Genomic DNA, 12,301 nt, shown 5'->3' with positions numbered 1-12,301 from the left:
CAGGGAAGTGTTATGGCCGCAAGACTGGTAACCGATCCGCTGTCGGAGAATAATCCGATCACCGTCCAGGTGCTCGGGATCTGCTCCGCGCTGGCGGTGACCGTGAAGGTGGAAACCGCCTTCGTCATGTGCCTGGCGCTGACGTTTGTGATCACCTGCTCGAATCTGATCGTCTCGCTGCTGCGCAGGATGATCCCCGGCCGCATCCGGATGATCGTGGAGATGTCGGTGATCGCCTCGCTGGTGGTGGTGACCGACGAAGTGTTGCGCGCGTATCTCTTCGATATCAGCCGCCAGCTCAGCGTGTTCGTCGGGCTGATCATCACCAACTGCATCGTCATGGGCCGCGCGGAGGCGTTCGCGATCCAGAATCCGCCCGGCTCCTCGCTGCTGGACGGACTGGGCAACGGGCTCGGCTACTCGCTGATCCTGATGCTCGTGGCCATCGGGCGCGAAGTGATCGGCTCGGGAACGTTCTGGTCGATCCCGATCTTCCCCGAAGGCTATCCGACCAACGGCCTGGCGATCCTCGCGCCGGGGGCGTTCATCATCCTCGGGCTGCTGATCTGGATCCAGCGCACGCTCATCGGCAAGACGGAGGAGGCCTGATCTGATGGATCTGCTTCGACTCGGCATCCAGTCGGTTTTCGTGGAGAACATCCTCCTCGCGTATTTCCTGGGGATGTGCTCGTTCCTCGCCTGTTCGAAAAAGATCGAGACGGCGACGGGACTGGGGTTCGCGGTCATTTTCGTGCTTACGCTCACGGTCCCCGCCAACTGGCTGATTTTCAAGTTCCTGCTCGCGCCGGGTGCGCTGAGCTGGACCGGCAGCGAGGTCCTCGGTCAGATGGACCTCTCGTTTCTGAAGTTCATCTGCTTTATCGCGGTGATCGCCAGCATGGTGCAGCTCGTGGAGATGGTGCTCGACCGTTTCTTCCCGCCGCTCTACCACTCACTCGGGATTTTCCTGCCGCTGATCACGGTCAACTGCGCGATCCTGGGGGGATCGCTGTTCATGGTCGAACGCGAGTACACCTTCGTCGAATCGGCCGTCTTCGGGTTCTCCGCCGGTGCGGGGTGGGCGCTGGCGATCGCGGCGATGGCGGCGATCCGCAAGGAGCTGCGCTACTCGAACATCCCGCCCGGGCTGCGCGGGCTGGGCATCACGATGATCATCACCGGACTGATGGCGATGGCGTTTATGTGTTTCTCGGGGATTAATCTGTAATTATGGACCATCCGTTTATCTACGTACTGACGAGCATCACGGTCTTCACCGGCGTCATCCTGCTGCTGGTGCTCGGGCTGCTGATCGCGTCGCGCAAACTCACGCCGCAGGGGGCGGTGACCATCGACATCAACGGCGGCGACCAGCAGATCGAGGCGAAACCGGGCACGTCGCTGCTCGGCACCCTGGCCGCGCGGGAGATCTATCTGCCTTCGGCCTGCGGCGGCGGCGGAACCTGTGCGATGTGCAAGTGCAGGGTGGTCGAGGGCGGCGGCGAGGTGCTGCCCACCGAGACCGGACAGCTCACGCGGCAGGAGCGGCGCGAAGGGGTGCGGCTCTCCTGCCAGCTCAAAGTCAAAAACGATCTCCGGATCGAGATCCCGCCCGAGGTGCTCGACATCCGCAAATACACCTGCCGGGTCAGGTCCAACCGCGACGTCGCCACCTTCATCCGCGAACTGACGCTGGAACTGCCCGAAGACGCCGAATTCGACTTCGAACCCGGCGGCTACGTCCAGATCGATGTTCCCGAATACGAGATCGCATTCCGCGACTTCGGGATCGATGAGCGCTTCCGCGACACCTGGAATCAGCTCGGGCTGCTCGAGCTGGAGGCGAAGAACGACGAACCCTGCTTCCGGGCCTACTCGATGGCGAACCACCCGGCCGAAAAGGGGCTGATCATTCTCAACGTACGCATCGCCCTGCCTCCGAAGGGCACCTCCTACCCGCCCGGCATTGCGTCCAGCTACATCTACGCGCTCCAACCCGGCGACGAGGTGACGCTGAGCGGTCCGTACGGCGATTTCTTCATCAAGGACACCGACCGCGAAATGGTTTACATCGGCGGCGGTGCCGGCATGGCCCCGCTGCGCAGCCACATCATGCACCTCTTACAGACGCTGCGCAGCGGGCGCACCCTCTCGTACTGGTACGGGGGGCGGTCGATGCGCGAGCTGTTCTACGTGGACGACTTCCGTGCGCTGGAAAAGGAATTCGACAACTTCACCTTCCACATCGCGCTGAGCGAACCGCTGCCCGAGGATGAGTGGGACGGGCCTACGGGCTTCATCCACCAGGTCGTTCACGACCATTACCTGGGCGATCATCCCGACCCCGACGAGCTCGAATACTATCTCTGCGGGCCGCCGATGATGCTCGACGCCTCGATGAACATGCTACACGAGCTGGGGGTCGAGGACGACCGGATCGCCTTCGACGACTTCGGATGAGGACCTCGCGCCGCAACTGGATCACCGCGCTCGCGCTGGTCCTCATGCTCGGGTTGGGCTGGTGGTACCGCTCCACGCGCCCCGCGCCGCGGGCCTGGACCGGCGGTGTCATGGGGACCCGCTACTCCGTACAGGTGGCCGACCCCCTGCCCGAACGCCGCGCGGACGCGCTGCGCCGGAAGGTCCACGGCAGGCTGCGGGAGATCGACGGGCTCATGTCCACCTGGAACCCGGAGAGTCCCCTTTCGCACTTCAACGACCACACCGCGACCAACCCGGTATCCATTCCGCGGGAACTGCACCGGGTGGTCGCCGCCGCGCTGGAGACAGCCCGGGCTTCCGGAGGTGCGTTTGATCCGACGGTCTCGCCGCTGCTCGCCGCGTGGGGATTCGGGCCGAAGGCCGAAGACCGCGACCCCGGTGCCGCGGAGCTGGACGCGCTGCGCGCCCGGACCGGCTTTGAGCGTCTCCGGCTCCTCCCCTCTGCGAGACTGCGCAAGACCCATCCCGGGCTCCAGCTGGACCTGGGGGGCATCGCCAAAGGCTACGGGGCCGATGCCGCGGCGGCGGTGCTGCGCGAAGGCGGCGTGTCCGATTATCTCGTGGAAGTCGGCGGCGAAGTGCGCGTGCGCGGACGTCATTCCAGCGGTGAACCCTGGCGCATCGGCGTAGAGCGCCCCGGGTCGGACGCCTCCGGCGCCGCGCGGCTGCAGGGCGTGATGCAGCTCACCAGCGGGGCCGTGGCCACCTCGGGTGATTACCGTAATTACCGGCTCGATAAAGGAGGACGGCGTCTGCCCCACCTGCTCGACCCCCGCGCCGGACGTCCCGTGCGCTCCGACGTCGCCGGGGTGACGGTGCTGGCCGACGACGCCATGACCGCCGATGCGCTCGCCACCGCCCTCTTCGTAATGGGGCCGGATGCAGGGCTGCGCTGGATCGAGCCCCGGCCCGAAGAGGCCCTTTTTCTGGTGCGCAGCAACGGCGTCATTCGCGAAATACCGAGCTCGGGATTCGAAACGCGGGCGGCATACCGGTCCCCGGAGGATTGAGTGCGCGCGCATACTTCCCTGCGAAGCCTCAAACGAACGTTGACCCTCCCCCGTTATCGCGGGTCAAAAAAAGATTCGCCTGTTTCAAACTTACCCTTGCATCCGACGCCCGATTGAATACTATGACCAATCCTCTGACGCCGTTAGCCCGGCGTCGATGCACAGTTTCAGTTGCGGGGTGGAGCAGTCTGGTAGCTCGTCAGGCTCATAACCTGAAGGTCCTGGGTTCAAATCCCAGCCCCGCTACCAGCCTTCGCAGAACATCAACCGGCTTTTCCGGTTGATGTTCTGCGAAGGCTGCCCGCCATAGCTCAGAGCGAAGCGGCGAGCGACGGCGGGCTTATGACACCGGAGATAACTTTCCCGGAAAAGCCGGTTGATGTTTCAGCTTCGGCTGGCACGCCCGTGTCAGGCGAAGCGGGACAGTTTCATCCGCACTTCCGTCTGCATGTTCCATGTTTATATCATCCGCAGCATTCCGCACCCCAACCGAATCTACATCGGTTTCTCCTCAGTCGATCTGCCCACACGCCTTGAGCGCCACAATGCCGGCTCGACACCGGCGACCGCTCGCCATCGGCCCTGGGATCTGGCCTGGCACTGCACGTTTCCGGACGAGCGGAAAGCCATGGCATTCGAGGCGTATTTGAAGAGCGGGTCCGGACGCGCTTTTCTGCACAAAAGGCTGATCTGATCAAACTCCATAATGGAGACGAACAGAGAGATCGCATATCATTCGCTCTCCACAGGGGGGGGGCTGATGGCTGGAAGGAAGATATCCAGGCGCACGGCCGGGCGCGGGCGAAGTGATAAATTATGATTCTGGTTTGGCGATCAGGCTTCGCCCAGCGCCTCGAGATCGGCCGGAGGCGCGTTTGTTGGCAAGGAAATTCAGGTCTGGGGGTCTGACCCTTTCTAACTCTTCATTGTGAAGGACTTACATCCCACAGCAATCGGTTTCCTGCGCTTAGGGCCTCAATTTTATAGCCGGAAAAGATGCTGTAAGCTCCTCGCGCCTCAGGAAGCGTCGCACATTCCTCGACCGTACCTCCGTCGGTCTCTCGCGAAACAAAACAGAAATTCGCGCTTAAAACTCCATTTTTGGGGCCATAACTGACCCCCTAAGACAAAACAAGCGATTTTAACACACGCTTACTCTTTCTCTTTGAACCGCTTACGGGGGGTCAGACCCCGCTTCTCTCAAATCCCAGCCCCGCTACCACTTTTTAAGGCCCTTTTCCCTGCGAAAAGGGCCTTTTTTCTTAGGAAATTCGCTTATTTCGGCTTTATGGATATCTCGCGTCCTTCCGCCGTCGTCTCTCTCTGTCCCCTGGAGTCCGCGACAAATAAGGTGACAATAAGGTGACACCTCCCAGGACAAGGTGACAGCTCGCTAAAGATTTCCTTCCGCTCGAACGAATCGAATGCGTGCGTCAACATCCTCCTGAGTTCCACATGGGGGACACCCGGAGGAATATCGCACTCGTACTCGTACTCGAATTCCTTGAATCGGGGGATGGGATCGCGCCCTACCCGAGACGCGGGTCGAGCCAGCGCGTAAAGGCAGGGATTCTGCTGGACAGCAGAAGGCCGTCCGCCGTTTTCGCACTCGTACGCGTAATCGGTCCCTGCCTCTTCTACTCCTGAGAAGGAACATCATCGGAGCAAGGCCCGCCATCCACTAAGAATCCTGTTCGTAGTAGCGCCGCACGCCTGCGAAGCAGGGCCAGGGCCGTGATCTTCACGCGCTTGGCCTGCTGGGGGCAGGCTTGCGGCGCTACTACAAACGTTCGGAAAAAATCCCTGGCGACCTTGGCGGCTTGGCGAGAGAAAAAAGGTTCGAACAAGTCACTTCAGCCGAACTACTGGAATCGTAGCGGCTGGATTAGAAATCCGCTCGCATCCCCTGAGTTCACCGTTGGGACACCCGTGGGAATATCGCACTCGTACTCAGCGAAGCGGCACTCGTACTCGATTTCCTTGAACAGGGGGAGTGGGTTCGCGCCTTCGGCGCTCCGAGTACGAGTACGAATTATGTTCACCCCCCTCACCCCACCTTCATGCTCTTCATGTCCTTCATGGTAAATCCTGATCCCCAAAGGAATCTTTGCGCAGGTACCACGCTCCCCATGAACTCCAGCCCCTTTTTTATATTTTTACTATTGACCAACTGACCATATTACATCCAACATCCCCTCCATGAAAAATGCGGGTGAAAAAGCGATGGCGGCCCGGGCGGAGATTTTCAAGGCGCTGGGGCATCCGGCGCGGCTGACGATGGTGGCGGCGATGGGCGAAGGGGAGCGTTGCGTCTGCGAACTACGGGAACGCGTCGGGCTGGATATGTCCACGGTCTCGAAGCATCTGAGCGTATTGCATGCGGCAGGGCTGGTGGAGCGCGACCGGCGCGGGAAGCAGATTTTCTACTCGCTGCGCCTGCCCTGCACGCTCGGCTTCCTGGAGTGCGTGGATCGGGCGTTGAAGGAACGCGAACGATGACCCCTCTTTTTTTTAGTGATTATTTGGCGTATTGACCAACCGTAGCAAAAGGTGACGACATGATCGAGTGGAAAAAGGAATGGCGCAAGCTGGCGCTGATGATCGGGATCTTTCTGGCCTGTTTTTATCTGCCGGTCGGCGGGGAGCGATTCAATGCAGCGGTGCTGGAGGCGCTGAGGCTCGTCCGCTGGTATGCGCGCGAGCACGTCCTGTTCTGCCTGATCCCCGCTTTCTTTATCGCCGGCGCGGTCTCGGTCTTCATCAGCCGCGCGTCGGTAGTCAAATATCTCGGCGCGGGCGCCCATAAAGTCCTCGCCTACGGGGTCGCCTCGATCTCGGGCACCATCCTCGCCGTATGCTCCTGCACTGTACTCCCTCTTTTCGCCGGCATCTATCGCATGGGCGCGGGACTGGGGCCGGCGACCGCATTCCTCTACTCGGGGCCGGCGATCAACGTGCTGGCGATCGCGCTGACAACGCGGGTGCTGGGGCCGAAGCTCGGCGTCGCCCGCGCGATCGGGGCGATCCTGTTCAGTATCGTGATCGGGCTGCTGATGCACCTCATATTCCGCCGTGAAAACCGCGAACAAGAGGACGGCCGCATCACGCTCTCCGACCCCGAGACCGCGCGCCCGCTGTGGCAGAACGCGATCTACTTCGCCATCATGATCGCCATCCTCATCTTCGCCAACTGGGGCGCCCCGATGGAGCCGACAGGGCTCTGGCACGCGATCTACACGGCCAAATGGCCGCTGACGGCGCTGTTTTCCGCCGTGCTGGCGGTGCTGGTGGTGCTCTGGTTCGGAGTCAAGCCGTGGAAAATGCTGTTCGCCGCCGCACCCGCCGCCGGCCTCGCCTTCGCCTTCCCGCAGCACCCCGCCCTCCCCTTCGCGGCCGGGGTCGTCGGACTCTCCGCGCTCGCGTCCACCTCCCGCGGCGAGACCGGCGAGTGGTTCGCCGCCTCGTGGGGCTTTGCCAAACAGATCCTTCCGCTGCTTCTGGCCGGGGTCGTCGCGGCCGGGCTGCTGCTCGGCAGCCCGGAACACGCGCAGGGCGGCCTGATCCCCGCCGACTGGGTGGCGCAGCTGGTGGGCGGGAATTCGCCCGGCGCGAACCTCTTCGCCTCGGTGGCCGGCGCATTCATGTACTTTGCCACGCTGACCGAAGTGCCGATCCTGCAGGGTCTCATCCGTAATGGCATGGGGGACGGCCCGGCGCTGGCTCTGCTGCTGGCAGGCCCGGCGCTTAGCCTACCCAACATGCTGGTGATTCACAGCGTGATGGGAACAAGGAAAACCATCACTTTCGTGCTGCTGGTGGTCGTTATGGCGACGATCAGCGGGATGCTGTTCGGAGCCCTCACATAAGGAGGATGCAGCCATGAAGAAGATCGAAATCCTGCGCGGCCTCTATATGCTCTACGCAGCCTGATGCGCTCCGAATCGCCTGGAGGAAGTATGTCGCACCATGACGCGAACAAACTGAAGGTGCTTTTCCTGTGCACCGGGAATTCCTGCCGCAGCCAGATGGCCGAAGGCTGGACGCGCACGCTGAAAGGCGACGTGATCGACGCCCGCTCCGCCGGCATCGAAACACACGGGTTGAACCCGTCCGCCGTCCGCGTGATGGCGGAAGCCGGCGTCGACATCTCCGGACAACGGTCTAAGAAAGTCGACGACCTGGACGATCCGGACTTCGACTATGTCATAACCGTCTGCGGCCATGCGCACGAGACCTGCCCCGTGTTCCCCGGCGGCGCGAGAGTTGTCCACGTCGGCTTCGACGATCCGCCGAAGCTGGCGGAGCAGGCCGCGGACGAAGAAGAAGCCCTCGAACCGTACCGCCGCGTCCGCGACGAGATCCGGAGATTCGTGGAAAGACTGCCGGCGGCCTTAACCGGAATAAAAAGGAGTCCATAGGCCTATGGAATCGAACAGCCGTTCATTTCGAGGTCGCCATCGCGACGGCAACCATGCTGTTCGGACTGTCTTCGGGCGCAGCGCTGGCGACCGTGGTCGGGGTGCTCATCGAAGTGCCCGTCATGCTGATGCTCGTGCGCATCTGCAGAAGGACCGTGACGTGGTTTGACGAATAGCCTATCCTCGCACCCCACATGAAACCCGGCACACGCATATCCCTGGTCATCCTTGCCCTCCTGACTACGCTCGCGCCTTCCGGCGCCGAACCGCTCGGGCGCGAGGACGTCCTCACCTGGCGTGGCGACGGGTTTTACCTTGAGGGCCAACGGTTCGCGGGGATCGGCTGGAATAAGTTCGATCTCTACTGGGCGCTCTGGCACGAGGCGCTGGACGGCGGCGCGCTGACAGAAACCAATGCGGCGGTACGAAAACAGGACGCCACCCTGCGCGAGCTGCGCTCGATGGGTTTCCGCACGATCCGTTTCTTCGCTTCGCCCTACGGACGCGGACGCACCTTTTTTGAAGATCCGGAACTGCGTTCCGTGCATTTCGAGGCGCTCGACAAGGCCATCGCGCTCTGCGCCCGCAACGACATCCGGGCCGTGGTCAGTCTCGGGTGCGGGTCGTTCTCGGACCGCCGCCACCGCTTCAATGAGCAGGGGGGCATCCGCGGCCGGATCCTCGGCGAGGAGCACCCGCGCGAGTTGATCGCCGACCCGGAATCCGAAAGCCGCGCGGCACTCTACGACTATCTGGAAACCGCCATCCCCCGATACCGCAACAGCCGCGCCGTACTCATGTGGGAAATCGGCAACGAACTGACCAACATGGCCGATCTCCAGCCCGGCTCGAAGGTCTATCATGGTGCCCGCATGCCGACCCACGCCGAACTGGCGACGTTCTATGACGACGTCGCGCGAAAGATCAAAGCGCTCGACCGGCTGCGAATGGTCGTCAACGGCGGATCGAAACTGCGCCCCTCGGCCTGGAACCAGTACACGAATGACTCCTGGAAGAAGGACACTTACGAGGAGCACGTCCGCGCGTGGGAACTCGTCTGCGGCGAGCCGGCGATCGACGTGATCGACGTCCATTACTATGCGATCCCGCACGGCGGCGTGGAACTGGCCGATCGGATCCTGACCCTGAACGACTACGTCCGGATCATGGAAGACGAACTGTGGAAACCCGTCGTGATCGGGGAATACGGCCCGCTGCCCGTCAGCCGCGAGAAAAAACCGGACGTGCACGAAGCCGTTGACTGGTTTGAGAGCTACCGCGAAAAAGAAATCGCCGCGCAGTGGTTCCGCAGGGCCGCCGACGACCTCGTCGACTCCGGCGTGCAGCTCGCCTGGTGGTGGGCCTACGGCTCGGACCGCGCCATGGACAAAGGGGATCCCGGACGCTTCGACGTCTCGCTCGAGCGGGACCCTGAACTGGTGCGGATCGTCGCCGAAGCCAACCGGCGGATGAGGGAGATGTATGAGCGATGAGGGCAGGAACGGACCTCATGCGTAAATGCGGCGCGCGCGCTGCCGTAAGCTAGTCCCCGATCTTCTCCGCAAGCCGGGTGTAGGGGAAGAAGCGGTGGACATCCGCCAGACCGGCCAGCGCGGTCGCGCGCACGCGCACGCCGGACTCCTCGAAGACCGCCACGGGGTTGAGACCGCCGATGATCACCGCACCTACACGGTCGGGGCCGACGGGGATATCGAGGATCGACTGCCCCGGCCCTCCCAGCACCATCAGGCTCCCCAGTCCCGCCTCCTCCAGCTCGGAGGCCACCGAGCGGACCGCCTCCTCGCTTTCGGCCGGAAACTCACGGAAACTCGCGCCGATACGGCCGCTGCCTCCTCGCACCGCGCCCGTGTAATCCGTCATTCCGCTCCTGATGAAAATCTCCAGCGGGTCGATGCTCGTGCCCTCATAGTTGATAATCTCCACGAAACGCGTCGGTTTGCCGTCCCGCACATCGAGAAGACCTCCAAACCGTGAATAGGTCGGGATTCCGCGCCGAAGCAGTACGCCGTTCAACGTGATCGAACAAACCGTGCCCAGGCCGATCTCATCCGGCCCGATTTCCTGATCGCGGCCGTACCGCTCGCCCGGCATATAGAGCGTGATGAGACGCCCCATCGCGTACCCCGACGCGAAAACCTCGGACACCAGTTCCAGTCGCTCCGGCGTAACCGCGCTCCGCGGGAGCGTCGTCGTGTTCACCACTACCGTGCCCTCGCGCGTCGCAAGGTCGAGCTGCATCCGGTAGGCCATCTGATCAATCCGCGCCGACAGAAAGCCCACCCGCTCCAGCGCCCGCGAATCCTCCGCTTCCGACCGCCCCCGATCCGTGATCGTCCGCCCACGACGACCATGATGCTCCGTCAATCCCTCCCGATCCAGCTCGCGCAGATAAAGTCGCACGGTCCGCTCACTGATCTCCATCCCCCGGCCCGCCAGCTCCGCCGCCACCCGGCCGCCACTCATCGGCTCCCGCGCTCCCTTGAGCACATCCAGTATCGCCCACCGCTTGCGCGCGCGCTTATCCATCTAACCCCGCCTCCCTCGTGTTTGAGTGAGAAACCTGAGACCTGAAACCTGAGTGAATCCCGTGTTTGAGTGAGAAACCTGAAACCTGAGTGGAAGATTTATGAACGCGAAACCCGTAGCCTGAGGGGAAGACCTGCCCGACATATCTTGCCCAAGTTTCAGAGTTCAGGTTTTTTCACCCATATTACACCTCGCCCGATACGGCAATATTGCCGATGTGCTTCTCTCTTGCAATTCCATTAAGATTTATTTTGCCATTCCTCGGTGCCCGTTCTAGTGTTTCGGTTCTTTTGCGGCAAGATCATGCCGTTATTACGGTAATGAATTGCCATCATGGGATCGAGAGTCCGAGACAACCAAGGAGAGCAGGTCATGTCGGTAATCAATGATGTCATTGCGAAGGTGAAGGAAAAGGATCCGGCGCAGTCCGAGTTTCATCAGGCGGTGGAGGAGGTGCTTCATTCCCTGGAGGCGACGGTGGAGCGCCATCCCGAGTTTGTCCGCGAAAATATTTACGAGAGGATCGTGGAGCCTGACCGCCAGATCATCTTTCGCGTTCCGTGGGAGGACGACGAGGGCAGGGTTCACGTGAACCGCGGGATGCGGATGGAGTTCAACAATGCGATCGGCCCATACAAGGGCGGCCTCCGCTTCCACCCCTCGGTAAACCCGGGCATCATCAAGTTCCTCGGGTTCGAACAGATTTTCAAGAACTCGCTGACCACGCTCCCGATGGGCGGCGGCAAGGGCGGGTCGGACTTCGATCCGAAGGGCAAGTCGGACCGCGAGATCATGCGTTTCTGCCAGGCGTTCATGCGCGAGTTGTTCCGTCATATCGGCCCTGACACCGATGTGCCGGCGGGTGACATCGGCGTGGGCGGCCGGGAAATCGGTTACATGTTCGGCATGTACAAGAAGCTGGTCAACGAGCACACCGGCGTGCTGACCGGCAAAGGGCTCGATTTCGGCGGCAGCCTGATCCGTCCCGAGGCCACGGGGTACGGCGCGGTTTATTTCGCGATGGAAATGATCGCGACGCGCAATGAATCGATGGAGGGCAAGACCGCGGTGGTCAGCGGTTCGGGCAACGTGGCCCAGTATTCGATCGAAAAGGTCAACGAGCTCGGCGGCAAGGCGATCACGATCTCCGACTCGAGCGGTACGGTGGTCGACATGGACGGCATCGCCGGAGAACGCTGGGACTTCCTGATGGAGCTGAAGAACATCCGCAAGGGCCGCGTCAAGGAGTACGCCGAGAAGTTCGGCGCGGATTATTATGAGGGCAGGAGCGCCTGGGACGTGGTCAGCGAGAACGACCTCAAAGTCGACATCGCCCTGCCCTCGGCGACGCAGAACGAGATCAGCGGCGAGCACGCGCAGGCGCTGGTGGACCGCGGCTGCCAGGTGGTCTCGGAAGGCGCGAACATGCCTTCCACCCCGGAAGCGGTGAAGATCTTCCAGGACAGCGGACTGCTGTACGGTCCCGGCAAGGCCGCGAACGCCGGCGGCGTGGCGGTCTCGGGTCTCGAAATGAGCCAGAACAGCATGAAGCTGTCCTGGAGTCGCGAGGAGGTCGACCGCAAGCTCCAGGGGATCATGAAGGACATCCACGCTTCGTGCCTGCAGGCCGCGGAGGCGTACGGCAAGCCCGAGGACTACGTCGCGGGCGCCAACATCGCCGGATTCCTCAAGGTCGCGCGGGCGATGACGTCCTGCGGGATCGTGTAAGGGTCAGAAAAGGGAAAGGCCCGCCCCTGCTGCGGCAGCGGCGGGCCTCTTTATATCCTTTCGGACAGGATTCAGGGCACAATGCACGCTCTGAGT

At 62.2% G+C, this 12,301-nt stretch carries 11 protein-coding genes, 1 tRNA gene and 1 pseudogene; 12 read left to right on the top strand and 1 reads right to left on the bottom strand.

The annotated features are described in order from the left end of the window. Positions 1–12: 12 nt before the first annotated feature. The 11 genes and pseudogenes from L21SP4_RS02850 to L21SP4_RS02800 all read left to right on the top strand — a co-directional run bounded on the left by L21SP4_RS02850 (position 13) and on the right by L21SP4_RS02800 (position 9,423). Entirely contained in the window at positions 13–609 is a 597-nt protein-coding gene (locus L21SP4_RS02850; RefSeq protein WP_052881241.1) for an NADH:ubiquinone reductase (Na(+)-transporting) subunit D, read from the top strand. 4 nt (positions 610–613) lie between these two features. Beyond that, positions 614–1,228, top strand: a complete 615-nt coding sequence (gene nqrE / locus L21SP4_RS02845) for an NADH:ubiquinone reductase (Na(+)-transporting) subunit E (RefSeq protein WP_052881240.1) — start codon at positions 614–616, stop codon at positions 1,226–1,228. A gap of 2 nt (positions 1,229–1,230) precedes the next feature. Continuing rightward, on the top strand, positions 1,231–2,460 hold the full coding sequence (nqrF, locus tag L21SP4_RS02840; protein WP_052881239.1) for an NADH:ubiquinone reductase (Na(+)-transporting) subunit F: 1,230 nt from the start codon (positions 1,231–1,233) through the stop codon (positions 2,458–2,460). Next, complete coding sequence (locus tag L21SP4_RS02835) at positions 2,457–3,512, top strand: FAD:protein FMN transferase (protein ID WP_052881238.1); 1,056 nt, start codon at positions 2,457–2,459, stop codon at positions 3,510–3,512. The genes nqrF and L21SP4_RS02835 overlap by 4 nt, the downstream gene beginning before the upstream one ends. 172 nt (positions 3,513–3,684) lie before the next feature. Then, positions 3,685–3,761, top strand: a tRNA-Met gene (locus L21SP4_RS02830). A 130-nt stretch (positions 3,762–3,891) separates the two neighbouring features. After that, positions 3,892–4,206: a GIY-YIG nuclease family protein gene (locus L21SP4_RS02825; RefSeq protein WP_236682502.1), complete on the top strand. Its 315-nt coding sequence runs from the start codon at positions 3,892–3,894 to the stop codon at positions 4,204–4,206. Positions 4,207–5,735: 1,529 nt separating this feature from the next. Then, positions 5,736–6,011, top strand: coding sequence for an ArsR/SmtB family transcription factor (locus tag L21SP4_RS02815; RefSeq protein ID WP_052881236.1), 276 nt, complete (start codon positions 5,736–5,738; stop codon positions 6,009–6,011). Positions 6,012–6,073: 62 nt separating this feature from the next. Beyond that, positions 6,074–7,378: a permease gene (locus tag L21SP4_RS02810; protein WP_052882946.1), complete on the top strand. Its 1,305-nt coding sequence runs from the start codon at positions 6,074–6,076 to the stop codon at positions 7,376–7,378. 90 nt (positions 7,379–7,468) lie between these two features. Then, positions 7,469–7,930: an arsenate reductase ArsC gene (locus tag L21SP4_RS02805; RefSeq protein WP_052881235.1), complete on the top strand. Its 462-nt coding sequence runs from the start codon at positions 7,469–7,471 to the stop codon at positions 7,928–7,930. 23 nt (positions 7,931–7,953) lie between these two features. Beyond that, a pseudogene (locus L21SP4_RS12805) lies at positions 7,954–8,106 on the top strand (ACR3 family arsenite efflux transporter); the annotation flags it as partial. Positions 8,107–8,124: 18 nt separating this feature from the next. Next, positions 8,125–9,423 carry a cellulase family glycosylhydrolase gene (locus L21SP4_RS02800; protein ID WP_052881234.1) on the top strand — a complete coding sequence of 433 codons (1,299 nt, stop codon included), beginning with the start codon at positions 8,125–8,127 and terminating at the stop codon, positions 9,421–9,423. Between the two features lie 49 nt (positions 9,424–9,472). On the opposite strand, the gene L21SP4_RS02795 is transcribed toward L21SP4_RS02800, so the two are convergent. After that, complete coding sequence (locus tag L21SP4_RS02795; protein WP_052881233.1) at positions 9,473–10,477, bottom strand: DUF128 domain-containing protein; 1,005 nt, start codon at positions 10,475–10,477, stop codon at positions 9,473–9,475. 372 nt (positions 10,478–10,849) lie between these two features. On the opposite strand from L21SP4_RS02795, the gene gdhA reads away from it, so the two are divergent. Beyond that, positions 10,850–12,205: an NADP-specific glutamate dehydrogenase gene (gene gdhA / locus L21SP4_RS02790; RefSeq protein WP_052881232.1), complete on the top strand. Its 1,356-nt coding sequence runs from the start codon at positions 10,850–10,852 to the stop codon at positions 12,203–12,205. Positions 12,206–12,301 lie beyond the last annotated feature (96 nt).

The organism is Kiritimatiella glycovorans (genome assembly GCF_001017655.1).
In the GTDB taxonomy this organism is placed as follows: Bacteria; Verrucomicrobiota; Kiritimatiellia; order Kiritimatiellales; family Kiritimatiellaceae; genus Kiritimatiella; species Kiritimatiella glycovorans.
This window is presented reverse-complemented; position numbering and strand designations above follow the sequence as displayed.